This is a genomic window from Stenotrophomonas sp. STK17_22, from assembly GCF_051983905.1.
Taxonomy (GTDB): domain Bacteria; phylum Pseudomonadota; class Gammaproteobacteria; order Xanthomonadales; family Xanthomonadaceae; genus Stenotrophomonas; species Stenotrophomonas maltophilia_A.
The window spans coordinates 2357796-2382672 of record NZ_CP197010.1 but is presented as its reverse complement, the minus strand read 5'-3'; the positions used below and the strand labels follow the sequence as shown (position 1 = coordinate 2382672).

The following is a 24877-nucleotide window of genomic DNA, read 5'->3' as shown; positions in this document are numbered from 1 at the left end:
TTTGCGGGCCATCGGGGCATTGGATCGCCCCGCTTCCAGCGCAGCCGTGGATGGCGGGCACTTGCCGCCATCCGGGTCGCGTTCATCTGCACACAACCGCCATGGGATTGGATCCCATGATTGTGAGAACCCGTGAAGCACACCGCACTGATCGCCCTTACCCTCGGCCTGCTCGCCCCACTGGCCGCGCACGCCGCGCAGGATCTGCCGTCGCTCTACCAGGCCTTTGAAGAGGCCGGCAATTCGACGCTGAGCATGGACCAACTCAACCAGACGGTGACGTTCACCGCCGTGGCACTGGGCGTTTCCAGCAACCTGGCGGGCGAGCCGCTGATCGAAGCGGGCGATGACCAGGGCAATGTCCTGGCTCGGCTGACCAGCGATGATGAGCAGCAGGCCGCCAAACTGGGCGCACTGGAAGAAGGCGCCGTCTTCACCGCCAGCTGCACGCTGCAGTTCAGCTCCGGCACGGACTACCTGTCCTTCGGCGATTGCACCCTGAAATAACGACGAAGCCGGCGAAACGCCGGCTTCTTCTCTTTGCCTCTATAGAGTCGAGCCATGCTCGACTCATGCAAGATCACGGCCCCGCGGGCACCGGACCGTAAACATTCTCCTGCGGCGTGCCCGGCAGCAGCGAGAAGATCATGATCACGATCCCACCGCCTGGCACCAAGGCCAGCAGGAACAGCCAACCCGACTGGTTGCAGTCATGCAGGCGGCGCACGGTCACGGCAATCAGCGGCACGATCGTGGCCAGCCACATCACGCCCAGCAGCACCACCATGCCGATCAGGATGCCGGCCAGTGCATCGGGACTGTTGCGCAGGAGGATCGCCAGCACACCGGCCAGCAGCATCACCGCGGTTGCGACCAGGAACAGGAACAGCTGGTACATCCAGTACTCGCGGCGGTTGGCGCGGCCCTCGAACTGGGCGTAGCGCTTCAACGGCAGAATCATTTCCTGCACGGCATCGATCCTTGAAAGAGAAGCCGCGCAGTGTGCCAAATGCACGCGCGCTGGACAATGTTGCGACGAACCACGCCCGGCTGCCATTGCCCCCTGTAGAGTCGAGCCATGCTCGACTGCCATTGCCCTCCGTAGAGTCGAGCGATGCTCGACTGCTGTTCCAGAAGGCACCCGTAGTCCGTCAAAGAGCGGAGTCGAGCATGGCTCGACTCTACAAGAGCGGGCTCAACGACCCTTTGCCGCCCGCGCCGCCTCGCGCTCGGCGCGCAGCCGATCCAGCTTTTCCTTCAGCTTGATTTCCAGGCCGCGTGGCACCGGGTTGTAATACACGCGCTCGCCCATCGCATCCGGGAAACCGGTCTGGTCCAGTGCGATGCCGCCTTCGGCGTCGTGGTCGTACTGGTACTCGGCGCCGTAGCCCAGCTCCTTCATCAGCTTGGTCGGCGCATTGCGCAGGTGCAGCGGCACCTGTTCGGTACCGCTCTCGCGCACGTCGGCCTTGGCCTGGTTGAAGGCGGCATAGCCGGCATTCGACTTCGCCGTACTGGCCAGGTACAGCACCAACTGAGCGAACGCGAGTTCGCCTTCCGGACTGCCCAGCCGCTCGTAGATGTCCCAGGCTTCCAGCGCCATGCTCTGCGCGCGCGGATCGGCCAAGCCGATATCCTCGATGGCCATGCGGGTCAGTCGGCGCGCCAGGTAGGACGGATCGCAGCCGCCATCGAGCATGCGGGTCAGCCAGTACAGCGCGGCATCCGGATTGGAGCTGCGCACGGATTTGTGCAACGCCGAGATCTGGTCGTAGAACTGCTCGCCGCCCTTGTCGAAGCGACGGGTGCGGTCGGCCAGCACCTGGGTCAGGGTCTGCGGGGTGATGCGACCACCCTCCCCGCCCGCCAGCTCGGCAGCGATTTCCAACAGGGTCAGCGCACGTCGCACGTCGCCGTCGGCGGCGGTAGCGATTTCCAGCAGCAGCTCGGGGGCGACCTCGATACCCTCCTCGCCCAGGCCGCGTTCGCGGTCACCCAGCGCACGCTCCAGCGCCTCGACGATGTCGGTAGGCGAAACACCTTCCAGCACATGCACGCGGCAGCGCGACAGCAGCGCCGAGTTCAGCTCGAAGGACGGGTTCTCGGTGGTGGCACCGACGAACAGGATGGTGCCGCGCTCGATGTGCGGCAGGAACGCATCCTGCTGCGCCTTGTTGAAGCGGTGCACTTCGTCCACGAACAGCACGGTACGCCGCCCTTCAGCGAAACGCTGCGCGGCCTCGGCCAGCACCTGGCGCACCTCCGGCAGGCCGGACAGCACGGCAGAGATGGCGCGGAATTCAGCATCGGCGTACTCGGCCAGCAGCAGCGCCAGCGTGGTCTTGCCGCAGCCCGGCGGCCCCCACAGGATCATCGAATGCACGCGACCGGATTCGACTGCGCGACGCAGCGCACTGTCCGGCGCCAGCAGGCGCTTCTGCCCGACCATTTCGTCGAGGGTGCGTGGGCGCATGCGCTCGGCCAGCGGGCGCAGATGTTCCCGATCGACGCTCAGCAGATCGGGGCCAGGGAAGGAAGTTGAACGATGTCTTGCCACACGCTCATTGTACCGCGCCGGGTGATCACGATTCCGGTAGTGCCGGCCGCTGGCCGGCAGCCCCGCGATGTGTCGGAAATGAACCGAAGCCGGCGCAGCGAATCCATCAGTAAGTCGCTGATTCACATGGAGCATGCTTTCGCGGGGCCCGTGTGTCCTCATCAGTAACCGAGAATCTGGAACTCCACCATTCAGGAACCACCCGTGCGCGCCCCCCGACTCCAATGTCCTTGAGTTCGTCGCCGGCTGCGCTGTCGATGCGGATATCTACTATCTGGCTGCGGCGATTGGGCCAGGGCACGAATACTACGACCCGGATCCCGGCCCACCCACCCGCATGTTCGTCTTTGGCCGCACCCCCAAAGAGGAGTGGTTCCACCATGATCTGCAGGACTTCCAGGTCATGTCCACGCAGCTTGTCCCCGAGGAAGAAGGCGGTCGCCCCCGTCGCGTGCTTGCCCTGGATTTCCATGGACAGTTGGAAGACTACTCCCGCTCTGGCGCCACGATCGAGCGCGTATGCGCAGGCGCAGGCGCAGTTGGTTTGACTCGAATTCGACGACTGGGCGAGGATCTATTCTGCTGTGGCGTGCACGGTATGGTCTATCACCGCAGCAAGACCGAATGGAAGCAACTTCCCACCAACTTCCCCAAGCCCGAGCACAGAACTCTCAAGGACGATCTTGATTCACTCGATTTCGACAGCTGGGTTGAGTCTGTTGCCCACGTGTTTGAGTTCGACGGCATGGTTCCGCTACCCATCGATCCGGTCGAGCGGGAGACTGAGCTTCGCCGGAAGTATGCTGGGACGCGCGCTGAGATCACTGAGAGTCTTAAGAGCCCTGCATTCACTCAGATGCGTGCCAATCTTGATGTTGCCAGCGTAAACGACCTCTGCGGAACGGGCGTTGCTGATCTCTACGCCATTGGCTCTGATGGTCTGATTGCGCACTGGAACGGCTTGAACTGGACACACCCTGATCCAGTTGCAACCGCCGATCTGCTGCACGCCTACAGGACCGACGATGGCCACTGCATCTTTGTCTGCACCGAAGGCACTATCGTTACCGGCAATATCTCCAATGGATTTGGACGCCTGCCGCATGACGCAAGCGGGCACATCAACTTCAACTCCGCTTGCCAACACGGGCAACAGATCTACATCGGTACTGAATATGCAGGCCTGTACGTCTACAGCCTCGTAACTGGCGTACTTGAACCTTTGCTGGAAGGCATCCCCGAAGAGCTGAGAGATGCGACGATCGTTGACATCAGTTCCGCCGGTAGCGTGCTGTGGGTGCTGACGCCTTGGGACCTGCTGCGATTTGATGGCACTGAGTGGCAGGTCATCGTTCACCCTGACAACGGATGAGCCGGCCGAAAGCGTGCCGACCAAGGTTGGCACCTACCCAAGCGGGTCAGGTCGGATCGCGGTAGCGCCAGGCAATGCCCGGCGGATCAGGCGGCCGAATGCGGTAGTGCCGGCCGCTGGCCGGCAGATCAAGCAAAAGCGTGTCAACCAAGGTTGACACCCACCGGAGCAGAAGGTTGACACCCACCAAGGCGGTGCCGGTTGACACCCACCAGAGCAGGTAGCGCCGGGCCAAGCCCGGCGACTCCGATCAGTTACCGATGACGTCGGTGCCCTTCGGCGGGGTGAAGCTGAAGGTGCCGGCCACGAAGCCCGGGTTGCGCTTCCAGCCACTGAAGCTGATCACGGTACGCTGGCCAACCGCATCGGTGATTTCCATCTTGGCCAGGCCCTGGGCGTTGAAGCCCAGCGCGGCGTACTGGAAGCTGGCTTCGGTCTCGCGCTTCGGCGACAGCGACAGCCACTGCAGGCCGTCGCGCTGCGCGGCCTCTTCGCTGACGTCGTACTGCTGTTCCAGCAGCGCCGGATTGATCAGCGCGGTCAGCGGGCTGTTCTGCTCTTCCTTGCCCTGCTCGCGCACGGTCGCCTGCTCCAGGTCCGGCTCGTACATCCAGACTTTCTTGCCGTCAGCCACGATCAACTGCTCGTGCGGGCGCACGTATTCCCAGCGGAACAGGCGCGGCGCCGACAGGGCCACGCGGCCGCTGGTCGATTCCTTCACCTTGCCGCGGCTGTCGAACACCTGCTGGCTGAACTGGCCATCCAGGCCCTTCAGGCCGCTGGTGAAGGTCTTCAGGTCATCGCGGGCGCCAGCCCAGGCGCTGCCGGCGGCGGCACAGGCCACGGCCAGGGTGGTGGTGGCAAGGAAACGGCGGAAGCGGAAGTTCATGCGGGAATCCTGTGGGCGCGGGCGCCAGGAAAGGTGGTTGCCAGTGTGCCCGGGGAAAGATGAATGGGCGATCAGGGCGACATTATGCCGCCCTGAACGTCCATCGGCGATTCAGCCACCGGATCCCGGCAGCTTGCCGTACAGCACCTGGCCGCGGAAGCCACGCCGCACTTCGCGATACAGCGCGCGGAACGCCGGATAGTCCTGCGGCTGGCACAACGCCTCTGGCCCACGCACTGCATTCTGCTGCAAGCGGTGGTGCACGATCACCTCCTGCCCCTCGCGACTCCAGTCCACCCGGTACTCGCCGGCTGCATTGGCGAAACGCTGGCTGGCCGGGATGGCGATGATCGGCGCATTGGCCGGGAACTGCAGGCGATAGGTTTCCTCGCGCAGGCTGGCATTGCAGTAGAACGGCGTTTCGTTGGCCGGCGCCGAGGCAGTGGCGTACAGCCCACGCACCGACTCGCCACCCGGCGGGTCCGGCACGGCCATGCCGCCGGCCACGCTGAAGTCGGCGTAGTCCTCGGCCTGGAACGCCATGCGGTAGCCGAACGGCCGGGTCAGGTCGACCGGCACGCCCTGGATCTGCAGCTGCCCTCGCCCATCGAAACCGGAGGCGGCCATGATCTGCTCTTCAGCGCGCGCACGGTTCTGCGCGTTGAGCTGGGAGAACTGGGCACGCATGCCGATCTCGGCGTTCTCGCCCAGCTTCGGAATGGTCTCACCACGCAGGTTGCCGTTGGCGTCGAAGGTGAAACGCACTTCCATCGAGGTGGCGTTACGCTCCGGCGTGTTGGCCGGGGTGCGCGCCAGCGTGGCGTCACGGGTACGCATCACCGGCGCACCCAGATCACCTTCCGGCAGCTGACCGAAGCGCGCCCACGCGGTGGTCGAATCCAGGTACAGATCAAACTCGGGAATGTAGGTGATGGCGTGGTTGAAGCGGCCCAGCACCGGAATCTTCGGCAGCGTCGGACCGCCGCCGGCACCGATCAGCACCGGCGAGCTGGCGATGCCCTTGGCTGCCAGCAGCGCCTCCAGGATCGTCACATGGTCCTTGCAGTCACCATAGTGGTTGTCGAGGATGCTCTGCGCGCTGTTCGGCTCCAGCCCGCCATTGCCCAGGTACACCGCCACGTAGCGGATGTTCTGCGCAACCCAGCGATACAGCGCATCAGCCTGCTCGCGGCGGTCGCTGATACCCGCGGTGATCTCATCAGCCAGCGCCTGCAGCGCCGGGGTCACCTCGGCCGCCGGGCCCGCCTTGAGCTGGTAGGCGCGACCCATCTGCGACCAGTCACGATAGGTACTGGCCATGATGTTCGGGCCGAACTCCCAGCCCGCCGCCGACCAGTTCTGCGCCGGCATCGCCTCGCGACGCTGGTAGCGCCAGCGCCACTGCGCCTGGCCGTTCTTCACCGTCGGGCGATCGCTGCCCTGCACGCCGCGGCTGTCGATGAACATCGGCAGGTTGGCCGGCGCACTCAGGGTGACTTCGGCGTCCTCGTACTCGGTGAACACATTGAAGGTCTCCCACAAGCCGAAATAGCCCGGGAAGTACGGCGTGGCCTGGGTGCGGCGCACCTGATAGTACAAGCGGGTGCCCGGGGCCAGGTTCGGGAACACGATCACCCGCACCTTGCGGTCGGCATACATCGCCGCCGAGGCGCTGGAATAGCTTTCCTGGGTGTAGATGCGGTCGGCCGGCACGTCGCGGCGCTGGCCGTCGGCGGTGATGGTGTAGGCGCCCAGCACTTCCAGCGTCTCCATCTTCTCGCTGTAGCTCAGCCGCACCTGGCTGAACTGCTCGACCGAGGCCTTGGTCTTGAGCAGGACTTCGTAGGTTTCGGTCTGCACATTGCCCGCATCCGGCCGCACCTGGTAGTCGGCGCGGTAACGGACAATGCTGAAATTATTGCTGGCTTCGGTATCGCCGCTGGTGGAAGGCGGCGCCGTGGCGGGCGCGGAGGTGGCGGTGTCTGCCAGTGCCGGGCCGGCAGCCAGGAAGGCTGCCAGCGCCAGTGCCAGCGCGCTTGGTACGGGGTGAAGCATGCGTCGGTTCCTTGGACGTCGTGGGGGATACGTCGGGTCTTACTTCGGCGGCGGCGGTGCCAGCACCGTGCGGTCGCCGTTGTGCTCGGGCGGACTGACCACGCCGGCCGCTTCCATGGCCTCGATCAATCGCGCTGCACGGTTGTAGCCGATCTTCAGCCGGCGCTGCACGCCGGAAATCGAGGCACGGCGGGTCTCGGTGACCACCCGCAGCGCTTCGTCATACAACGGGTCGGACTCATCGCCGGCAGAGCTGTTCTCGGGCAGGCCGGTGGCACCGACGACCACGCCGTCGCCCATCGTCTGCACTTCGTCCAGCACGCCGTCGACGTAGTCGGCCGGGCCCATCGCCTTGAGGTGTTCGACCACGCGATGCACTTCATCGTCGGATACGAACGCACCATGCACGCGCTCGGGTAGCGCGGTGCCCGGCGGCAGGTACAGCATGTCGCCGTGGCCCAGCAGTGTTTCCGCGCCGGACTGGTCGAGGATGGTGCGCGAGTCGATCTTGGAGCTGACCTGGAAGGCGATTCGGGTCGGGATGTTGGCCTTGATCAGGCCGGTGATCACGTCCACCGACGGGCGCTGCGTGGCCAGGATCAGGTGGATGCCGGCCGCACGCGCCTTCTGTGCCAGGCGCGCGATCAGCTCTTCCACCTTCTTGCCGACGATCATCATCATGTCGGCGAATTCGTCGATGAAGATGACGATGAACGGCAGCGTCTCCAGCGGACGCGGTGCCTCGCCGAGCTCCGGGTTCGGCTTGAACAGCGGATCCATCAGCGGCTGTCCTGCGTCCTGGGCTTCCTTCACCTTCTTGTTGAAGCCAGCCAGGTTGCGCACGCCCACTGCGCTCATCAACTTGTAGCGGCGCTCCATCTCGGCCACGCACCAGCGCAGGCCGTTGGCGGCCTCCTTCATGTCGGTGACCACAGGTGCCAGCAGGTGCGGGATGCCCTGGTAGACGCTCAGTTCGAGCATCTTCGGGTCGATCATCAGCATCCGCAGGTCTTTCGGCGAGGCCTTGAACAACAGGCTCAGCACCATCGCGTTGACCGCCACCGACTTGCCCGAACCGGTGGTACCGGCCACCAATAGATGCGGCATGCGTGCCAGGTCGGCCACGGTCGGGCGACCAGCGATGTCCTTGCCCAGCGCCAGGGTCAGCACACTGGCCGACTTGTCATATTCCTTCGAGCGCAGCAGCTCGGACAGGAAGATCATCTCGCGGGTGACGTTGGGGATTTCCAGGCCGATCACCGACTTGCCCGGAATGACGTCGACCACGCGCACCGACTTCACCGACAAGCCGCGCGCGATGTCCTTGTCCAGCGAACTGATCTGGCTGACCTTGATGCCCGGTGCCGGCTCGATCTCGAAGCGGGTGATGACCGGGCCGGGATTGGCGCCGACCACCTGCGCATCGATGCGGAAGTCCTTCAGCTTGAACTCGATCTGCCGCGACAGGGTCTCCAGCGTCTCTTCGTCGTAGCCCTTCGGCTGCGGCTTGGGATCATCCAGCAGCGCCAGCGGCGGCAGGTCCGAGCCATCACCGTTGACGCCGCGGAACATCGGAATCTGGGTATCGCGCTTGGCCCGATCGCTCTTCTCGATCACCGGCTCCGGACGCGGCTCGATCTTCACCGGCTCGCGCTTGGCGCGCACCTCGGCGTCGGCCTTGCGCACTTCCTGGCGCTCCTCGCGCATCACCCGGGTCTGCTTCCACTCGGTGACTTCTTCCTTCTTGCGTTCCAGCAACGGCGCCAGCGACATCACGCCGCGGCCGATCTTCTCCATCACCGTGAACCAGGACAGCCCGGTCGCGAGCGTGATCGAGGCCAGCAGCAGCACCAGCACGAACAGGTTGGCGCCCAGCGCGCCGAAGCCCACCGTGAGCGAATTGCCGACCAGCTTGCCGAGGATGCCGCCGGCGCTGGAGACGTCGCCACTGAACAGGCGCACGTGCAGGAAGCCGGTGCCGGCGATCAGGAAACCGACCAGGCCGACCAGGCGCAGCGCAGGATCCAGGTCGTTCTCGCCCTTGCTCTCGCGCTTGAGCCCGAACATGGCGATCCACGCCAGCGCGCCGAGCACCACCGGCAGCAGGAAGGCAACGTAGCCGAACAGCTGCAGCAGCACGTCGGCGATCCAGGCCCCGGCGCGGCCACCCAGGTTGTGCACTGGCGCGACCACACTGCCGGTATGCGACCAGCCCGGATCAGTCGCTGAATAGGTGAAAAGACTGGCCGCCAGGTACAGCAGGGCCGGCGCGATGGCGATCAGGCCCAGATCGCGCCAGAGACGCTGGCGGCGTGGATTGTCGGTCGTCGCCGCCGCGGCCGTGCGACGTGACGCCTTGCTGTCGTCGGACTTGGAGCGTTCGGGGACCTGCTTCGCCACCTTAGACCATACCTTTGGAATGCGCTGTTAGTGATTGATAATAAATGAGACGGCGTCAGTTTTCAGTTATGCGACGTCCGGCAGGCCAATCCGACGGCCGAAACCACTGCTGGATGACGGCGTTCTGTTCATCGGCTTGAATCGCCCTGCCCCAGCCGCCACTCTATGACCAGCCACGGATGCTGCGCAAACATCGCCAGCGCCTTGTCCCATCTACCTTTTCGCGAGTCTACATGAGCACCAGCCTGCCCTCCCGCCACCAGCGCCTCGTCATCCTCGGTTCCGGCCCGGCCGGTTGGACCGCCGCCGTCTACGCTGCCCGCGCCAACCTGAAGCCGGTCGTCATTACCGGCCTGCAGCAGGGCGGCCAGCTGATGACCACCACCGAGGTGGACAACTGGCCGGGCGACGCCCACGGCCTGATGGGCCCGGACCTGATGGCGCGCATGCAGGCCCACGCCGAGCGCTTCGAGACCGAGGTCATCTTCGACCACATCCACACCGCCGACGTGTCGCAGCGCCCGTTCAAGCTGATCGGCGACAGCCACGAGTACACCTGCGATGCCCTGATCATCGCCACCGGCGCCACCGCCAAGTACCTGGGCATCCCGACCGAGGACGAGTTCAAGGGCCGCGGCGTGTCTGCCTGCGCCACCTGTGACGGCTTCTTCTACCGCGACCAGGACGTGGTCGTGGTCGGCGGCGGCAACACCGCCGTGGAAGAGGCGCTGTACCTGTCCAACATCGCCCGCAAGGTCTACCTGGTCCACCGCCGCGACACCCTGAAGGCGGAAAAGATCATGCAGGACAAGCTGTTCAAGAAGGTCGCCGAAGGCAAGATCGAGACCGTCTGGCACCATCAGGTTGAAGAAGTGCTGGGCAATGATGCCGGCGTGACCGGCGTGCGCGTGAAGTCCACGCTGGACGGCAGCACCCGCGACATCGACGCCCACGGCTTCTTCGTGGCCATCGGCCACCACCCGAACACCACCCTGTTCGACGGCCAGCTGGCGATGAACAACGGCTACCTGGAAATCCGCTCGGGCCTGGGCGGCAACGCCACCCAGACCTCGGTGGAAGGCGTGTTCGCCGCCGGCGACGTGGCCGACCAGCACTACCGCCAGGCGATCACCTCGGCCGGTTTCGGCTGCATGGCCGCACTGGACGCCGAGCGCTACCTGGACGCGCAGGGCAAGGCCAGCTGAGAGGCTGACCCGCTCCTGTAGGGTCGAGCCATGCTCGACTCCGGATAAAAGGCCGACGCCAGTGCGTCGGCCTTTCTGTTTCGTCTGCCCTATCCTTCCCCCATGCCCTCCTCCCGTTTCCTCGACTCCCTGCAGTCCGTTTCCGCCACCGACTGGGATGCCCTGCACGACGGCCGCAACCCCTTCGTCAGTCATGCCTTCCTTTCCGGGCTTGAACAGCACGGCTGCCTGCGCGAGGACTGGGGCTGGCAGCCCCGGCACTTCACGCTGTGGGAGGGCAACACGCTGGTCGGCGCCATTCCGGGTTACCTGAAGACCAACTCCCACGGCGAATTCGTGTTCGACCATGCTTGGGCCAACGCGTATGCCCGTCATGGCCGCGACTACTATCCGAAGTGGCTGGGCGCGGTGCCGTACTCGCCGGTCACCGGCCCGCGGTTGCTGGCCCGTCACGATTCAGAGCGCACCGCATTGCTGTCGGCGTTGCGCGACGCGTTGCCGCCACTGGACGTATCCTCGGCCCATATCAACTTCCACACCGCTGGTGACGAGGCGTTGTTCGGCGATGACTGGCTGCTGCGCGAAGACGTGCAGTTCCAGTGGCAGAACCCGGGCGACTGGGCGACGTTCGACCAGTTCCTCGGTGCGATGAACCACAAGCACCGCAAGAACATCCGCCAGGAGCGGGCCAAGGTCGTTCGCCAAGACATCACCTTCCGCGTGGTGCACGGCGATGAAGCGAGCCGCGCCGACCTGCAGGCGATGTACCGCTTCTACCTGCAGACGTTCCTCGAGTACGGCAATGCCCCGGCGCTGACCGAGGCCTTCCTGCGCCATCTGGCCATTTCTTTGGGCCGCGGGCTGGTGCTGTTCCTGGCCGAACAGGACGGCGAGCCGATTGCCGGCGCGCTATGCCTGCGGGGTGGAGACACGCTGTACGGCCGTTACTGGGGTGGCGCCACCCTGCCCGGCCTGCACTTCGAGGCCTGCTACTACCAGGGCATCGAGTACTGCCTGCGCGAAGGGCTGGCTCGTTTCGAACCCGGCGCACAGGGCGAGCACAAGCTGGCACGCGGCTTCCTGCCGACGCTGGTGCGCAGCCGGCACTGGGTGGCCGATCCGGACTTCGCGGAAGCGCTGCAGGAGTGGTGCCGGCAGGAGCGGCGCAATGTGCGGCGTTACCAGCAGGAGCTGCAGCGGCATGGGCCGTTCCGCGTAGAACCGTAGAGGCGCGCTTGCTCGATTGGCGCGGTGCCGAAAAGCGTGCCAACCAAGGTTGGCACCTACCAAGGCAATAGCGAGGGCGCTGTGCTCAGGTGCACTGCCAGAAGTGCCCGCTCACCCGGCACTTTGCACACCAGAACGTATAGAGCATGCCGCCGCTGCCCCACAGCAGCGTGCCCTCACCCGTGGTCGGCAGTGTCGAATCCAGCTGCATCACGAACGGCATCTCTTCGCCGCAATCGATGCACGCCGGGTACCAGGCACTCTGCACCCAGCTCGGCGCGCCGCCCACGCGCGACAGGTTCTGCCGATGATTGGACTGGCCCCAGTCCTGTTGTTGCCAGCGCGCACTGTCCATGGCGACCAGACCCACCTCGGCCTGCATCAGGTCGCCACTGTCGGTGGGTGTGTTCGGTACCTCACGGTGCTGGCTGGGGTGGCAGCTGGGCAGGCCGGCCGCATCATGGCGATAGAAACGCACGGGCGGGTCTTCCCAGCCGCAGCAGTCCAGACACAGGCCGAGCGTGATCTCGCCCGGCGCGCCCGGCTGCAGCGCGGCGGCATCGGTCTGCAGCAGGCGCTGCAGCGGCGCATGGCAGCTGCTACACAGCGCTTCCAGCGGCCCTCCCATCTGCCCAGCATGGTGTACCTGCCCACCATTCCAGGTCGGGTGCAGGCGCCAGGTGCGCTTGCGCCAGCTCGGCTCGTCCGCCTGCTGCGCGCGATGCTGTTCGCGGCCGAAGCGGAAGTGCAATGGCCGCTCGCCATGCAGGCGACGCGGCTGCGGACCTTCGGCGACGCCGGCCCAGTGCGCCCAGACCTCGGCATCCAAGCGCCCCCAGTCGACCAGGTAGCCGCGAGCAATGGCGTAGGTTCCGGGCTGGACGGCGAGCAGCAGCGCCCTGGCCCGCGCCATTTCGCGATCGTCATTGGCTTCGGCCAGGATCTGCGCCCAATGCGCTGCCGTCGCGCTGGGCAGGCCGTGCCAGACCTGCGCGGCCAACTGCACCTCATCCTCACTGGCGACCGCCAGCAATGCCTCCCAATCGCCCTGCAGCACCTGCGGCGCCTGATAGCTGGCGAACTCCATCACGCTCGTCAACACGTCACCGCGCTCGCCCGCGCGATAGCGGCGCCACGCGTCGGCCGCGACCGCGGGCACCGCGTCATCCGGCAGCAGGTCCAGTGCCATGTCGAGGAAGGCCGAGCCCGGCGAAGGCCGCGCCAGCGCCTGCAGCATCAACTCTCCCAGTTGACGCGGCTGTTCAGTGGCCAGTGACAGCAGCATGCCTTGGCTGTCGTTGCGCGTGCGCGGGGCGTCATGCAGGTCGAGGATGGCGCTGATCGAGTCACTCATTCGGAGGCTCCTTGCCGGTGAACAGTGATGGTGCCAGACATCACGAATCACCACGACGAATACAATGGCCCCATGACCCGCCAGCTGCCCTGGCGCCTGGCCGATGCGCCGGACGCCCCCTTCCCTCCGGCCGAGACCGCACTGCGCCAGCCCGATGGCCTGCTGGCGGTGGGCGGCGACCTGCATCCGGCGCGTCTGCTCAATGCCTACGCCGGCGGAATCTTTCCGTGGTTCAGCGAGGGCGAGCCAATCCTGTGGTGGTCGCCGGACCCGCGCATGGTGTTCCGCACCGACGGCGTGCACCTGCCCAGCCGCTTCCGCCGCCAGCTGCGCAGCAGCACGTGGGAGGTCACCGCCGACACCGCCTTCAGTCGTGTGATGCGCGCCTGCGCCGCGGCACCTCGGCCCGGCCAGGACGGTACGTGGATCAGCCCGGCGATGGTCGAGGCTTACAGCCAGCTGCACGACCTTGGCTTCGCCCATTCCTTCGAAGTCTGGGACCGGCAGACACTGGTCGGCGGCATCTATGGCGTCGCGATCGGTGCCATGTTCTTCGGCGAGAGCATGTTCAGTGGCGCCAGTGGCGGCTCCAAGATCGCCCTGGCCGCGTTGGCAGCCACCCTGCGTGGCTGGGGCTGGGAACTGATCGATGCCCAGGTGGAGAATCCGCACCTGCTGCTGATGGGCGCCGAGCACCTGCCGCGCGCGGACTTTCTGGAACACGTCCGCCAGGCCGTCCACCGTGACGGCCGTGAAGGCCCCTGGACCCAGGCGGTAGGACGCTTGCCAGCACAGCGTTTGGCCGGGGGTTAACACAAACTTTGCAAGCCGGGCCCATCACGCGTAAAATACCGCGCCTTAGGCCCAGCGTGGCCGTTTTCTGAACCGCACAGGACTACATGTCGAAAGACGATTCCATCGAGTTCGAGGGCACCGTCAGCGAGACGCTGCCGAACACCACTTTCCGCGTTCGTCTGGAAAATGGGCACGAAATCATCGCCCACATCTCCGGCCGCATGCGCAAGAACTACATCCGCATCCTCACCGGTGACCGGGTCAAGGTTGAAATGACCCCGTACGACCTGACCAAGGGTCGTATCACCTACCGCATGAAGTAAGCGGTCGGCGCATTGCGCCACTCCGACAGGGCCGGCCTCGCTGCTGGCCCTTTGTCGTGCGCGGAAGAAAGCGACCGGCACCGGGACCGCTCGATTTTCGTCCCTGTCCGAAGTACCGCATCGCGCCGCGACTCTAGACTCAACGCGTTCTTCACAGAAGGCGTTGCGCGCATGACCTACCTGATCGTCCTGGACCCCCAGTCCGTCACCAGCCGCTGCTACGCCAGCAAGGGCCCGGACGGCACCTGGTTCGGCCAGCCCTGCCTGGTCTGCACCAGCATGGACGCCTCGCACCCGCTGTACCTGGCCGTGCAGCGCGAGATTCCGCATATGGGCAGCACCCTCAAGCAGCGCCTGCACATTCCGCACGAGGCGGTTGCCTTTGTCATCGAAGACGGCGGCGACCAGGGGCGCCAGCAGGGATTCCGTTCGATCGCGGCCTGAGGCGCCAAAGGTCATCGTGACCGATCTCACCGTGGCGTCGGTCAGCCCTGCTTGCGGCAGATTCGCATTTGCAGCGGCGGCGGCATCCTGGGATCCGATCCAGTCCGGATCGCTGCCCCCTGCCCCGCCATGAACCTGTCTTCCCTGCTCATCCCCCTGGCTTTGTCTGCCGTCACCCTGCTGGCGTCGTCCGCCCATGCCGCCGACACCGCGCCGGCACAGTGCGTATCACTGACCGGCGAACAGCAGATCGTTCGCGCCGGCGCCGACAAGAACATCCTGCTTCGCTCCGGCGAAGACCACTATGTTGTGCATTTCCGCAACAGCTGCCCTTCTGCCGTACTGGCCACCCGCCTCGGCTTCAAGACCGACGGCAAAGAAGCTGACGAGCTGTGCAGCGAGGGCCGAAGCGCACTGGACACAGGTCGCGGCAGCTGCGAGGTTGCACGCATCGAGCCGATCGATGCCGAGCGATTCAAGCGTGAGGCGCGCCGCCGCAGCCGCTGACCCCAGACAGGACAAGGGCGGCCGAAGCCGCCCTTGTCATTTCCAGGCTTTCACGCCAAGCCTATGGCATCAGCTCATTCCACCGTGACCGGCAGCAGCCGCTCCGGCTCGGCCTGGGTCTCGACCACCAGCTCGTCGTCGCGGACATCGATGCTGACCTTGCCACCGTTGACCAGCTTGCCGAACAGCAGCTCGTCGGCCAGCGGACGCTTGATCCTGTCCTGGATCACGCGGGCCATCGGGCGGGCACCCATCAACGGGTCGAAACCATGGTGGGCCAGCCAGTCGCGCGCGGTCGGGGTGGCCGACAGGCTGACGTGCTTGTCCTGCAGCAGCATCTCCAGCTCGATCAGGAACTTGTCGACCACGCGCAGGATGTGCTCGAAGCCCAGCGCCTGGAACTGCACCACCGCGTCGAGGCGGTTGCGGAATTCCGGGGTGAAGCTGCGGCGGATGGTCTCCATCGCGTCGGTGGCATGGTCCTGCTTGGTGAAGCCGATCGAACGCCGCGAGGCCTGCGCCGCACCGGCATTGGTGGTCATCACCAGCACGACGTTCTTGAAGTTGGCTTCACGACCGTTGGTATCGGTCAGCACGCCGCGGTCCATCACCTGCAACAGGATGTTGAAGATGTCCGGATGCGCCTTTTCGATTTCGTCCAGCAGCAGCACGCAGTGCGGCGTCTTGACGATCTTCTCGGTCAGCAGGCCACCCTGGTCGAAGCCGACGTAGCCCGGAGGCGCACCGATCAGGCGGCTGATCGAATGCGGCTCCATGTACTCGGACATGTCGAAGCGGACCAGTTCGATGCCCAGCTGCAGCGCCAGCTGCTTGGTCACCTCGGTCTTGCCGACACCGGTCGGACCGGCGAACAGGAAGTTGCCGATCGGCTTTTCCGGGTTGCCCAGGCCCGAACGGGCCAGCTTGATCGCCGAGGACAGTGTCTCGATGGCCGGGTCCTGGCCAAAGATCACCATCTTCAGGTTGCGCTCCAGGTGCTGCAGCACATCCTTGTCGGTGGCGCTGACCTGCTTGGTCGGGATACGCGCCATCTTGGCGACGATCGCCTCCACTTCCTCGACGTCGATCAGTTCCTTGCGCTGGCCTTCCGGCAGCAGGCGCTGGCGGGCGCCCGCCTCGTCGATCACGTCGATGGCCTTGTCCGGCAGCAGGCGGTCGCCGATGTGCTTCACCGACAGGTCCACCGCCGCCTGCAGAGCCTCGTCGGAATAGGTCACACCGTGGTGCAGCTCGTACTTGGACTTCAGGCCCTGCAGGATCTCGTAGGTCTCGCCGACGGTCGGCTCGACGATGTCGATCTTCTGGAAGCGGCGGGCCAGCGCCCGGTCCTTCTCGAAGATGCCACGGTACTCCTGGAAGGTAGTCGAGCCGATGCAGCGCAGCTCTCCGGACGCCAGCGCCGGCTTGATCAGGTTGGAGGCATCCATGGTGCCGCCCGACGCCGAGCCAGCACCGATGATGGTGTGGATCTCGTCGATGAACAGCACCGCATTGGGCACCTTCTTCAGCGCGGTCAGCACGCTCTTCAGGCGCTTCTCGAAGTCGCCGCGGTACTTGGTGCCGGCCACCAGCGCGCCCAGGTCGAGCGAATAGATCACCGCATCGGCCAGAACGTCGGGCACCGAGCCCTCGACGATGCGGCGGGCCAGGCCCTCGGCAATCGCGGTCTTGCCCACGCCCGCCTCACCCACGTACAGCGGGTTGTTCTTGCGGCGGCGGCACAGGACCTGGATGGTGCGCTCGATCTCGTCGGCACGGCCGACCAGCGGGTCGATGCGACCGGCCCGGGCCTGTTCGTTGAGGTTGCTGGCGAACTCGGTCAGGGCATCACCCTTCGGCTCACCTTCCCCGCCCTCCATTCGGCTCTCGCCCTCGGAGGAAGAGGACGGCGGCTCGCCCTCCTCGCCCAGCTTGGCGATGCCGTGGGACAGGTAATTGACCACATCCAGCCGGGTGACATCCTGCTGGTTGAGGTAGTAAACGGCGTGCGAGTCCTTCTCGCCGAAGATGGCGACCAGCACATTGGCGCCGGTGACCTCCTTCTTGCCCGAGGACTGCACGTGGTAAACGGCCCGCTGCAGCACGCGCTGGAAGCCCAGGGTCGGCTGGGTATCGCGGCCGTCATCTTCGGCCAGGCGGGACACGGAGGCCTCGATGGCCTGCTCCAGCTCCTGGCGCAGGCGTTCGGCGTCGGCGCCACAGGCCTTCAGTACGGCCTGGGCGGACGGGTTGTCGAGCAGTGCCAACAGCAGGTGTTCGACCGTCATGAACTCATGCCGGGCCTCACGGGCGCGCTTGTAGCACTGGCCGATGGTGTGTTCGAGGTCTTTGCTGAACATGGATTACTCCGGCGGCAGATGGGGACAATATGCGGCCTGACTACGCGATTTCCATCACCCTAGCGGATTGCTGCGTTCAGATGGCGTTATCAGTGCGAATCGATTGATCTTCATTCACTCCAGGACAGCCCACCCAGCATGAGCGAACCCTACCTGAGTCGCTGGCGATTGCGGCGTGATGGCGCAGCCATCGAAACGCCCCATGCCCAGCTCTGGCCGGTGCTGACCGCCGCCGGCGAGCCGGCCATGCTGAAGATCAGCAGCGAAACCGAAGAGCAGAACGGCCATCGCCTGCTGCGTTGGTGGGACGGTGACGGCGCCGCCCGCCTGCTGGCCCACGAGGGGCCGGCGATCCTGATCGAACGTGCCGGCGGCGACTCACTGCGGCAACGTTCGATCAAGGGCGACGATGACACCTGCACCACGGTCCTGTGCCAGGTCCTGCAACGGCTGCACCGGCCACGGAGCGCACCGCCAGCGGAACTGGTCTGCCTGCAAACATGGTTCGCCGACCTGCTGCAGCCAAGGGCGGCGCTGCCGCCACTGCTGGAACAGTGCAGATCGCTGGCGGAGGGACTGTTGCAGCAGGAACAGGAGATCCGGCCGCTGCACGGCGACCTGCACCACGACAACGTGCTGGATTTCGGCGCGCGCGGCTGGTTGGCGATCGACCCGAAGCGGCTGCTGGGCGACCGCGCGTTCGATTACACGACGATGTTCAGTAATCCGGACCTGTGCGGCCCCGGCATCCATGTGGCCACCCGGCCCGAGCGGTTTGCCACCCGGCTGGAACAGGTCGGCGCGCTGGCGGGCCTGGAACGCACGCGCCTGCTGCGTTGGATCGCAGCCAGCGCGGGGCTGTCAGCGGTGTGGTTCCGGGATGATGGCGACCCCGCCGAAGTCGACGAGGCGGTGGCGCGGATGGCACTGGAGGCGTTGGCGGAGGGCTGATCCCGCGCTCTGGTAGATGCCCACCTTGGTGGGCACGCCCCATCCACTATCGATACGGGCCCCTGCCTTGGTAGGTGCCCACCTTGGTGGGCACACCGGGTCCGGAGTCCATGTGCCCGGACGAAAACCGGCAGCCGGTCAGGCCTTTTCCATCGTGCACAGCAGCGGGTGCTGGTTCATCCGCGAGTACTCGTTGACCTGGGCGACCTTGGTCTCGGCCACTTCGCGGGTGAACACCCCGCACACGCCGCGGCCACGGGTATGGACGTGCAGCATCACCTGCGTGGCCTTGTCCAGGTCCATGCTGAAGAACTGCTGCAGCACGTCCACCACGAAATCCATCGGGGTGTAGTCGTCGTTGAGCAGCATCACCTGGTAGAACGGCGGCGGCGCCACTTCCGGGCGCGCGGGCTCCACGGCAACGCCGTGCTCGTGATGGGAATCGGGGGAAGACTCATGGGGCATCTGACCATTATAGAGGCACGGGCCAGCCTGCGTCGGCCTGCCGCAGATTGGACGGCACGCACGCCCACCGTCACAATTGCACCCTCTCTCAACACTGTTTCACAGGATCTTCATGAAAAGGACCCTTCTTCCCGCCCTGCTGATCGCCCTGGCCGCCGCCGGCTCCGCCGCCGCCGAGACCCAGGCCGACAAGGCCGTGGCCCGCCACCTGGACAAGCTGGGCTATACCTACGAGGTCGACGAGGACGGCGACTACCGCATGGTGTTCGACGTCGAGGGTGATCGCACCCAGATGGTCTACGTGCGCTCGTCGGTGGAAGATTTCGGCACCCACAACATCCGCGAGATCTGGTCGCCGGCCTACAACGCCAAGACCAAGCAGTTCCCGGTGGCCGTAGCCAACCGCCTGCTGGAAGATTCGCAGGACGCCAAGATGGGCGGCTGGGTGAAGCAGGACACCACCGCCATGTTCGTGGTCAAGATCGACGCCGATGCCACGGCCGACCAGCTCAGCGACGCCATCGATGCGGCCATCCGCACCGCCGACGCCATGGAGCTGGAACTGACCAAGAAGGACGAGTTCTGAGTTGAACACCACGCCGGACCCGCGCTGGGCACCGCACGCCACTGTCGCCACCGTGGTGGTCGACGGTGGCCGCGTGCTGCTGGTCGAGGAGACCATCGACGGCCGCCAGGTGCTGAACCAGCCGGCCGGCCACCTCGAGCCGGGCGAAAGCCTGGCCGAGGCAGCCCTGCGCGAGACCCGCGAGGAAACCGGCTGGACGGTGCAGCTGACCCACTTCATCGGCTGCTACCAGTGGACGGCCGGCGACGGCACCACCTTCCTGCGCTTCTGCTATGCGGCGCGTCCGGTCTCGCACGACCCGGCGCAGCCGCTGGACACCGGCATCGATCGCGCGCTGTGGCTGACCCCGGCCGAGCTGCAGGCCGCCACGGAGCGCCTGCGCAGCCCGCTGGTCTGGCAGGTGGTGGCTGATTTCCTGGGTGGCCAGCGCCATCCGCTTTCGCTGGTCCGGGAGGTCGCATGAGCACTCCGCGCGTGATGGTGGGCGTCTCCGGTGGCGTCGACTCCTCGGTCGCCGCCTGGCGGCTGGTGCAGCAGGGCGAGGCCGTAGCCGGTCTGTTCATGCAGAACTGGGCCGACGACGGCAGCGGCGACTGCCGCGCCGAGGACGACCGCCGCGATGCGGTGGCCGTCTGCGGCCTGCTCGGTATCCCGTTCCACTTCCGTGATTTCTCCAGCGAGTACTGGCAGGGGGTGTTCGAGCACTTCCTGGCCGAGTACGCGGCCGGCCGCACCCCGAACCCGGACGTGCTGTGCAACCGCGAAGTGAAGTTCAAGCACTTCCTGGATGCCGCCCGCGAGTTGGGCGCCGAACGCATTGCCACCGGCCACTACGCGCGGGTGACCCAGCGCGGCCACCAGTGGCTGCTGCTGCGTGGCGCCGACCGTTCCAAGGACCAGAGCTACTTCCTGCACCAGCTGGGTCAGGCGCAGCTGGCGGCCACCCTGTTCCCGATCGGCGACCTGGAAAAGACCGACCTGCGTCGGATCGCGCGTGACGTCAGCCTGCCGACCCACGCCAAGAAGGACTCCACCGGCATCTGCTTCATCGGTGAGCGCGACTTCCGCGAGTTCCTCGGCCGCTACCTGCCGGCCAAGCCCGGCCAGATCCTCGACCCGGCCGACGGCAGCGTCATCGCCGAACATCCGGGCGTGTTCTATTTCACCCTGGGCCAGCGCGAGGGCCTGAACATCGGCGGCGTGCGCGGCCGCCCGGCCGCGCCGTGGTACGTGGTCGGCAAGGATGTGGCCAGCAACGTGCTGTACGTGGACCAGGACCGCGACAGCAAGTGGATGCTGTCCGGCCGCCTGCGCTCGGAAACCGCGCACTGGATTGCCGGCGCGCCGCCGGCACGGCGCTTCGAATGCACCGCGCAGACCCGCTACCGCCAGCCCGACGAGCCGTGTACGGTCGAGGTGCTGGACGATGGCAGTGTGCTGGTCACCTTTGCGCGCCCGCAGCGCGCCGTTACTCCCGGTCAATCACTGGTGCTGTATGACGGTGATGTGTGCCTGGGGGGCGCGGTGATCGCCGCCACCGATGCGCCGCTGGAACAGCGCCTGCGCACCACCCCTTCCCCTTTTGAGGTAATCGCTGCATGAGTTTCACTGTCGACGACCGCGTCCTGGCTTTGGCCGGCATTGCCCAGGCCCTGCAGCAGGTACGCCGCATCGCCGATACCGGCCATTCCGACGCCGCTGCCGTGCGCACCGCCGTGGACAGTGTGTTCCGCGTCGACGCGTCTTCGCCGCAGGAGGTGTTCGGTGACCGCCATGCATTGAAGGCTGGGCTGCGCCTGCTGCACAACTACTTCCGCAGCCAGGGCCAGGACCCGATCCTGCCCAAGCTGGCCCTGTCAGTGCTGCAGCTGGAGCGCCGCTTCGTGCAGGACGGCGCCACCGTGAACAAGGTCGCCTCCGGCATCGAACGCGCCCAGCGCCAGGCCGTCGAGCTGGGCGACAGTGGCCACCCGGACGTGCTGGCCAACCTGGGTGGCCTGTACGCCGACACCATCAGCCACCTGAAGCCGCGGGTGATGGTGCAGGGCAACCCGCACTACCTGGGCCAGGCCGGTGTGGTTGCGGAGATCCGCGCCCTGCTGCTGGCCGCGGTGCGTTCGGCGGTGCTGTGGCGCCAGCTGGGCGGCAGCTACTGGGACTTCCTGTTCAGCCGCAAGGCGATGATCGAGGCCGTGGACCGCCAGCTGGCCTGAGCCCCATGGGGTCGGATCCTTTTCCGGCAAGGAAAGGGCTCTGACCCCGAAGCCGCCGAGGCGTCGGAAAACCGGCGCATTCAGAATGCACTTCGAGGCATTTCGACGTTAAAGAGAAAGGGGGTACGGCCGATACATCCTCCGTGCACCTCCCGAGAACGTCCATGTACTCACGCATTTTCATCCGTCTGGCCGCCCCCCTGGCTCTGACCCTGCTGCTCCCCTTCGCCATCGGTTTCGAATGGCCGGCCGCCCTGCGCTGGGCGATCCTGACCACGATGACGCTGAGCTGGCTCGGCTTTGCGTGGTGGACCACCCGCGCCCAGGCGCACCGTTCCCCGGAACACGCCCGTGTCCTGCGTGAGCAGGACCAGCTGCTGACCGAACTGCGCAACTTCGTCGGCAACGAGATCGACGGCTCGCGCGGCGAAGTGGAACGCGCCCGTGACCTGATCCGCCAGGCGGTGTCCAGCCTGGGCGGCAGCTTCGACGCCATGAACCGCAAGTCGCGCCAGCAGAGCCAGGCCCTGTCGCGCATCGTCGATCGTGCCGGTGATGAAGGCAATGCCGGCCTCGACGTTGCCCGTTTCGCCCAGCACGCCAGCCACCGCATGGAACAGCTGGTAGAAGCACTGGAGCAGGTGAGCGGCCAGAGCAGCACCACCGTGCAGCACATCGACCAGATGGCGCAGCACCTGGATGGCATCTTCGCGCTGCTGGAAGACGTCAAGTCGATCGCCGACCAGACCAATCTGCTGGCGCTGAACGCCGCCATCGAAGCCGCGCGTGCCGGTGAAGCCGGTCGTGGCTTCGCGGTGGTCGCCGACGAAGTGCGCAACCTGTCCGAGCGCTCGACCACCTTCAACGAGCAGATCCGCAAGCTGGCGCACAGCTCCAAGGACGCCATCGCCAAGGTACGCGAGACGGTCTCGCACATGGCCTCGCGTGACATGGACCGCTCCCGCGAAGCGCGCCAGGAGGCGGCGGCGATGCTCGACAACGTCGCGCAGATCAATGCGTCGCTGGGCGACGGCATGCGCGAAGTCTCCGAGTGCGCCCGTTCGATCGATGGCAGCGTGGCCGAGGCCGTGCGCGCCCTGCAGTTCGAAGACATCGCCACTCAGGCGCTGGGCGGCGTGCACACCCACCTGGACCGCCTGACCGCGATCAACCGCGAGGCGGTGGCCCTGCAGGAACTGCTGCACCGCAATGGCGGGGTGTTCGACGAAGAGATCGCCACCGCCCTGCAGCGCACCGGCAGCCGCCTGCGCGAACTGCGCAGCGAATGGGAACGCCCGCCGCACAAGCCGGTTGCCCAGCAGAGCATGGGCGCCGGCACCGTCGAGCTGTTCTGATCCTGATGTCCGCTGCCGCCGCCGGCAGCCCGCAAGGCCCCGGTTCGTCCGGGGCCTTTGCCTGTAACCCGCCGTTGGATGCATCCTGTACACGCACCATGACCCTGATCCGCGCCCTGCCCTCCCTCGCCGACACCGAGCGCCCGCGCAACGCGAGCGTGCGTGAGCAGCTGCAGCAGCTGGAAGAGGTGGCCCGCGAGGAGATCCGCGAACTGCAGCAGCTGGCCGATGCGCGCCCTGCCCTGTCCCGCACGGACGACGCGCTGCTGGGTCTGGCGTGGGACCTGGGGTTGGATGGGGAAGCCTTGAGGTAGATCCACGCCATGCGTGGATGGTCTTCACCACCACCCGCTCCAAACCCATGGCATGATCCGCCCATGCCACCTACGGCTGGACACGGAGTGTCGTCGCATGAGCACCACGTTCATGACCTGGCTGGGATTTGCTGTGATGGTGCTCATCGCGGTCACCTTCACCTGGCGCCCCGCCTACGCCACTTTGCGGCCACCCCGGCATAGACCTGTCGCATTCCTGTTCGGCAGCCTGCTCTTCATGCTGATGGCCTTTCTATTTGCCTGGGCGCCGGCAACTGCCATCAACACCGGGCATGTTCATCTGAGCCATCACCGCTCCGGCACCATTGATGCATGGCGGGACATCGAGCCGATGACCTTCTGGCTGATCATCGTCGCGGAGTACGCGTTCGGGCTGTTGATCGCCAGCTATTCCATTGCAGGCATCGCATTGATGAAACGGTAGATCCACGCCATGCGTGGATGCATGCGATCGCCCTTCCACCCTCCATCCTTTCGGACTTGTTGCATGGCCTGGATAACAGGCACGGGGCACACTCGCCGCTCTCCCTCCCTGGCAACCGCATGACATTCAATCCGGAAGAAGCGCGAGAAACCTTCGAACAGTTTCTGATCATCATGGACGATCAGATTGAATGGATGATCGAACAAGCACAGCTCCGCGGCCTCGATCTTGACGGCAGCCTGGAGAGCCTTGATCGCTTGGAGGCGCTGTACACAACGATGGCTGCAACGTTGTCGGAGGACGAACAGGATGGCCTGAGGATTGTGTTTGCACGATATCTGGGCGATGTAGTGTGGGAGCATCACGGCGGCAAGTAGCTGGTTCCGGGCAACATCCACGCATGGCGTGGATCTACTGGGGTGGCGAAATCGCTATGGCATGATGCGCAGGTCCCGTTCATGGAAGACCGATGGCCATCGCCCTGATCGCCGTGCTGTTGATCGAAGTCCTGCTGCTTGTGCTGTGGGCGCCGTTCTTTTTCCGCACCGGCATCGTCCTGTTCAATCAGCGCATCGCCGCTACGCCCGCAGAGCTGGCGCAGCTTTCGCTGGCCGGGTTGGAGCATGATCTGCCGGCCGATACCTGGCTTCGCCTGGTGTTCCGCGCGCTGCCGGACGGCAGTGTCGCCTTTCGCGAGAGCTTCGCGCCGAGCTTTGGCGGTCGCTACTTTCCGCTGATGCGCGGGCGGGTGATGATCGACGCGCAACGCAGGGAGGTGCGGGTGGTCGGGCGGTGCAGCTGGTTCGCGCTGGGCCTGACACTGATGCTGGTGCCCATCATCCTGGTCCGCCCGGCTGCGTCGCCAATGCTGGTGGCCCTGCTGCTGTTCTACATGGGCTATTTCATCCAGCGCCGACGCTATGTACATGTGGTGGAAGCAGTGCGCGCACGGCTTCGCTCCGAATTTTCGCAGCGAATGGTTGCCGCATCGCAGTAGATCCACGCCATGCGTGGATGATCGCGAGCACCGGCATCCGTGTCGACCAAGGTCGACACCTAC

At 65.7% G+C, this 24877-nt stretch carries 26 protein-coding genes; 18 read left to right on the top strand and 8 right to left on the bottom strand.

The window, feature by feature from the left end; translation table 11 throughout:
• Window positions 1-132: 132 nt before the first annotated feature.
• Window positions 133-507: a hypothetical protein gene (locus ACSYS9_RS11075; RefSeq protein ID WP_071227420.1), complete on the top strand. Its 375-nt coding sequence runs from the start codon at window positions 133-135 to the stop codon at window positions 505-507.
• Between the two features lie 73 nt (window positions 508-580).
• On the opposite strand, the gene ACSYS9_RS11070 is transcribed toward ACSYS9_RS11075, so the two are convergent.
• Together ACSYS9_RS11070 and ACSYS9_RS11065 are read right to left on the bottom strand one after the other, a co-directional pair.
• Window positions 581-970 carry a DUF805 domain-containing protein gene (locus ACSYS9_RS11070; RefSeq protein WP_071227421.1) on the bottom strand — a complete coding sequence of 130 codons (390 nt, stop codon included), beginning with the start codon at window positions 968-970 and terminating at the stop codon, window positions 581-583.
• 225 nt (window positions 971-1195) lie between these two features.
• A complete protein-coding gene (locus tag ACSYS9_RS11065; RefSeq protein ID WP_256200878.1) occupies window positions 1196-2473 on the bottom strand; it encodes a replication-associated recombination protein A in 1278 nt (425 codons plus the stop codon).
• A 421-nt stretch (window positions 2474-2894) separates the two neighbouring features.
• On the opposite strand from ACSYS9_RS11065, the gene ACSYS9_RS11060 reads away from it, so the two are divergent.
• Window positions 2895-3929: a hypothetical protein gene (locus ACSYS9_RS11060; RefSeq protein ID WP_440569284.1), complete on the top strand. Its 1035-nt coding sequence runs from the start codon at window positions 2895-2897 to the stop codon at window positions 3927-3929.
• Between the two features lie 250 nt (window positions 3930-4179).
• On the opposite strand, the gene lolA is transcribed toward ACSYS9_RS11060, so the two are convergent.
• From lolA to ACSYS9_RS11045, 3 genes are all read right to left on the bottom strand, one after another.
• Window positions 4180-4818 (bottom strand): outer membrane lipoprotein chaperone LolA, encoded by a 639-nt coding sequence (gene lolA, locus ACSYS9_RS11055; protein ID WP_071227424.1) that lies wholly within the window; start codon window positions 4816-4818, stop codon window positions 4180-4182.
• Between the two features lie 111 nt (window positions 4819-4929).
• On the bottom strand, window positions 4930-6873 hold the full coding sequence (locus ACSYS9_RS11050) for a DUF3857 domain-containing protein (protein ID WP_005409602.1): 1944 nt from the start codon (window positions 6871-6873) through the stop codon (window positions 4930-4932).
• Window positions 6874-6912: 39 nt separating this feature from the next.
• A complete protein-coding gene (locus ACSYS9_RS11045) occupies window positions 6913-9273 on the bottom strand; it encodes a DNA translocase FtsK (protein WP_071227425.1) in 2361 nt (786 codons plus the stop codon).
• A gap of 233 nt (window positions 9274-9506) precedes the next feature.
• On the opposite strand from ACSYS9_RS11045, the gene trxB reads away from it, so the two are divergent.
• Together trxB and ACSYS9_RS11035 are read left to right on the top strand one after the other, a co-directional pair.
• Complete coding sequence (gene trxB, locus ACSYS9_RS11040) at window positions 9507-10478, top strand: thioredoxin-disulfide reductase (protein ID WP_014037154.1); 972 nt, start codon at window positions 9507-9509, stop codon at window positions 10476-10478.
• Window positions 10479-10580: 102 nt separating this feature from the next.
• Window positions 10581-11705 carry a GNAT family N-acetyltransferase gene (locus ACSYS9_RS11035; RefSeq protein WP_071227426.1) on the top strand — a complete coding sequence of 375 codons (1125 nt, stop codon included), beginning with the start codon at window positions 10581-10583 and terminating at the stop codon, window positions 11703-11705.
• A gap of 85 nt (window positions 11706-11790) precedes the next feature.
• Here ACSYS9_RS11035 and ACSYS9_RS11030 read toward each other — a convergent pair whose 3' ends face one another.
• Window positions 11791-13059 (bottom strand): hypothetical protein, encoded by a 1269-nt coding sequence (locus ACSYS9_RS11030; protein ID WP_071227427.1) that lies wholly within the window; start codon window positions 13057-13059, stop codon window positions 11791-11793.
• A gap of 72 nt (window positions 13060-13131) precedes the next feature.
• Here ACSYS9_RS11030 and aat point away from each other — a divergent pair, with 72 nt between their 5' ends.
• The 4 genes from aat to ACSYS9_RS11010 all read left to right on the top strand — a co-directional run bounded on the left by aat (window position 13132) and on the right by ACSYS9_RS11010 (window position 15128).
• The gene (gene aat / locus ACSYS9_RS11025) at window positions 13132-13872 is read left to right on the top strand and encodes a leucyl/phenylalanyl-tRNA--protein transferase (RefSeq protein WP_071227428.1); all 741 of its coding nucleotides are present in this window, start codon (window positions 13132-13134) and stop codon (window positions 13870-13872) included.
• Window positions 13873-13958: 86 nt separating this feature from the next.
• A complete protein-coding gene (gene infA / locus ACSYS9_RS11020; RefSeq protein ID WP_005409596.1) occupies window positions 13959-14177 on the top strand; it encodes a translation initiation factor IF-1 in 219 nt (72 codons plus the stop codon).
• A 171-nt stretch (window positions 14178-14348) separates the two neighbouring features.
• The gene (locus ACSYS9_RS11015; RefSeq protein ID WP_049399363.1) at window positions 14349-14621 is read left to right on the top strand and encodes a hypothetical protein; all 273 of its coding nucleotides are present in this window, start codon (window positions 14349-14351) and stop codon (window positions 14619-14621) included.
• A 129-nt stretch (window positions 14622-14750) separates the two neighbouring features.
• The gene (locus tag ACSYS9_RS11010; protein ID WP_032127355.1) at window positions 14751-15128 is read left to right on the top strand and encodes a hypothetical protein; all 378 of its coding nucleotides are present in this window, start codon (window positions 14751-14753) and stop codon (window positions 15126-15128) included.
• Window positions 15129-15202: 74 nt separating this feature from the next.
• On the opposite strand, the gene clpA is transcribed toward ACSYS9_RS11010, so the two are convergent.
• Complete coding sequence (clpA, locus tag ACSYS9_RS11005; protein WP_071227429.1) at window positions 15203-17488, bottom strand: ATP-dependent Clp protease ATP-binding subunit ClpA; 2286 nt, start codon at window positions 17486-17488, stop codon at window positions 15203-15205.
• A gap of 138 nt (window positions 17489-17626) precedes the next feature.
• Between clpA and ACSYS9_RS11000 the strand changes: the two genes are divergently transcribed.
• Window positions 17627-18439, top strand: coding sequence for an APH(6) family putative aminoglycoside O-phosphotransferase (locus ACSYS9_RS11000; RefSeq protein ID WP_440569279.1), 813 nt, complete (start codon window positions 17627-17629; stop codon window positions 18437-18439).
• 138 nt (window positions 18440-18577) lie between these two features.
• Here ACSYS9_RS11000 and clpS read toward each other — a convergent pair whose 3' ends face one another.
• Window positions 18578-18904 carry an ATP-dependent Clp protease adapter ClpS gene (gene clpS / locus ACSYS9_RS10995; RefSeq protein ID WP_006444529.1) on the bottom strand — a complete coding sequence of 109 codons (327 nt, stop codon included), beginning with the start codon at window positions 18902-18904 and terminating at the stop codon, window positions 18578-18580.
• Window positions 18905-19016: 112 nt separating this feature from the next.
• On the opposite strand from clpS, the gene ACSYS9_RS10990 reads away from it, so the two are divergent.
• The 9 genes from ACSYS9_RS10990 (at window position 19017) to ACSYS9_RS10950 (ending at window position 24814) form a co-directional block, all read left to right on the top strand.
• Entirely contained in the window at window positions 19017-19490 is a 474-nt protein-coding gene (locus ACSYS9_RS10990) for a hypothetical protein (RefSeq protein WP_032127360.1), read from the top strand.
• A gap of 1 nt (window position 19491) precedes the next feature.
• Window positions 19492-19953, top strand: a complete 462-nt coding sequence (locus ACSYS9_RS10985; RefSeq protein WP_071227431.1) for an NUDIX hydrolase — start codon at window positions 19492-19494, stop codon at window positions 19951-19953.
• The gene (gene mnmA / locus ACSYS9_RS10980) at window positions 19950-21092 is read left to right on the top strand and encodes a tRNA 2-thiouridine(34) synthase MnmA (RefSeq protein ID WP_071227432.1); all 1143 of its coding nucleotides are present in this window, start codon (window positions 19950-19952) and stop codon (window positions 21090-21092) included. Before ACSYS9_RS10985 ends, mnmA begins: the two co-directional genes overlap by 4 nt.
• A complete protein-coding gene (gene hflD, locus ACSYS9_RS10975; protein WP_032127363.1) occupies window positions 21089-21703 on the top strand; it encodes a high frequency lysogenization protein HflD in 615 nt (204 codons plus the stop codon). Before mnmA ends, hflD begins: the two co-directional genes overlap by 4 nt.
• A gap of 164 nt (window positions 21704-21867) precedes the next feature.
• Window positions 21868-23058, top strand: coding sequence for a methyl-accepting chemotaxis protein (locus ACSYS9_RS10970; protein ID WP_010485867.1), 1191 nt, complete (start codon window positions 21868-21870; stop codon window positions 23056-23058).
• A gap of 98 nt (window positions 23059-23156) precedes the next feature.
• Window positions 23157-23372 (top strand): hypothetical protein, encoded by a 216-nt coding sequence (locus tag ACSYS9_RS10965; RefSeq protein ID WP_049399379.1) that lies wholly within the window; start codon window positions 23157-23159, stop codon window positions 23370-23372.
• Between the two features lie 97 nt (window positions 23373-23469).
• Window positions 23470-23817 carry a hypothetical protein gene (locus ACSYS9_RS10960; RefSeq protein ID WP_049399381.1) on the top strand — a complete coding sequence of 116 codons (348 nt, stop codon included), beginning with the start codon at window positions 23470-23472 and terminating at the stop codon, window positions 23815-23817.
• Between the two features lie 119 nt (window positions 23818-23936).
• The gene (locus tag ACSYS9_RS10955; protein ID WP_223224721.1) at window positions 23937-24194 is read left to right on the top strand and encodes a hypothetical protein; all 258 of its coding nucleotides are present in this window, start codon (window positions 23937-23939) and stop codon (window positions 24192-24194) included.
• A gap of 92 nt (window positions 24195-24286) precedes the next feature.
• Entirely contained in the window at window positions 24287-24814 is a 528-nt protein-coding gene (locus ACSYS9_RS10950) for a hypothetical protein (RefSeq protein WP_071227433.1), read from the top strand.
• Window positions 24815-24877 lie beyond the last annotated feature (63 nt).

Bases quoted from the DNA above. Each gene is read 5' to 3' on its own strand.
- ACSYS9_RS11065 (WP_256200878.1), bottom strand. From the start codon at position 2,473: ATGCGCCCACGCACCCTCGACGAAATGGTCGGGCAGAAGCGCCTGCTG.
- ACSYS9_RS11060 (WP_440569284.1), top strand. From the start codon at position 2,895: ATGTTCGTCTTTGGCCGCACCCCCAAAGAGGAGTGGTTCCACCATGAT.
- lolA (WP_071227424.1), bottom strand. From the start codon at position 4,818: ATGAACTTCCGCTTCCGCCGTTTCCTTGCCACCACCACCCTGGCCGTG.
- ACSYS9_RS11050 (WP_005409602.1), bottom strand. From the start codon at position 6,873: ATGCTTCACCCCGTACCAAGCGCGCTGGCACTGGCGCTGGCAGCCTTC.
- trxB (WP_014037154.1), top strand. From the start codon at position 9,507: ATGAGCACCAGCCTGCCCTCCCGCCACCAGCGCCTCGTCATCCTCGGT.
- ACSYS9_RS11035 (WP_071227426.1), top strand. From the start codon at position 10,581: ATGCCCTCCTCCCGTTTCCTCGACTCCCTGCAGTCCGTTTCCGCCACC.
- ACSYS9_RS11030 (WP_071227427.1), bottom strand. From the start codon at position 13,059: ATGAGTGACTCGATCAGCGCCATCCTCGACCTGCATGACGCCCCGCGC.
- aat (WP_071227428.1), top strand. From the start codon at position 13,132: ATGACCCGCCAGCTGCCCTGGCGCCTGGCCGATGCGCCGGACGCCCCC.
- infA (WP_005409596.1), top strand. From the start codon at position 13,959: ATGTCGAAAGACGATTCCATCGAGTTCGAGGGCACCGTCAGCGAGACG.
- ACSYS9_RS11015 (WP_049399363.1), top strand. From the start codon at position 14,349: ATGACCTACCTGATCGTCCTGGACCCCCAGTCCGTCACCAGCCGCTGC.
- ACSYS9_RS11010 (WP_032127355.1), top strand. From the start codon at position 14,751: ATGAACCTGTCTTCCCTGCTCATCCCCCTGGCTTTGTCTGCCGTCACC.
- clpA (WP_071227429.1), bottom strand. From the start codon at position 17,488: ATGTTCAGCAAAGACCTCGAACACACCATCGGCCAGTGCTACAAGCGC.
- ACSYS9_RS11000 (WP_440569279.1), top strand. From the start codon at position 17,627: ATGAGCGAACCCTACCTGAGTCGCTGGCGATTGCGGCGTGATGGCGCA.
- clpS (WP_006444529.1), bottom strand. From the start codon at position 18,904: ATGCCCCATGAGTCTTCCCCCGATTCCCATCACGAGCACGGCGTTGCC.
- ACSYS9_RS10990 (WP_032127360.1), top strand. From the start codon at position 19,017: ATGAAAAGGACCCTTCTTCCCGCCCTGCTGATCGCCCTGGCCGCCGCC.
- mnmA (WP_071227432.1), top strand. From the start codon at position 19,950: ATGAGCACTCCGCGCGTGATGGTGGGCGTCTCCGGTGGCGTCGACTCC.
- hflD (WP_032127363.1), top strand. From the start codon at position 21,089: ATGAGTTTCACTGTCGACGACCGCGTCCTGGCTTTGGCCGGCATTGCC.
- ACSYS9_RS10970 (WP_010485867.1), top strand. From the start codon at position 21,868: ATGTACTCACGCATTTTCATCCGTCTGGCCGCCCCCCTGGCTCTGACC.
- ACSYS9_RS10965 (WP_049399379.1), top strand. From the start codon at position 23,157: ATGACCCTGATCCGCGCCCTGCCCTCCCTCGCCGACACCGAGCGCCCG.
- ACSYS9_RS10960 (WP_049399381.1), top strand. From the start codon at position 23,470: ATGAGCACCACGTTCATGACCTGGCTGGGATTTGCTGTGATGGTGCTC.
- ACSYS9_RS10955 (WP_223224721.1), top strand. From the start codon at position 23,937: ATGACATTCAATCCGGAAGAAGCGCGAGAAACCTTCGAACAGTTTCTG.
- ACSYS9_RS10950 (WP_071227433.1), top strand. From the start codon at position 24,287: ATGGCCATCGCCCTGATCGCCGTGCTGTTGATCGAAGTCCTGCTGCTT.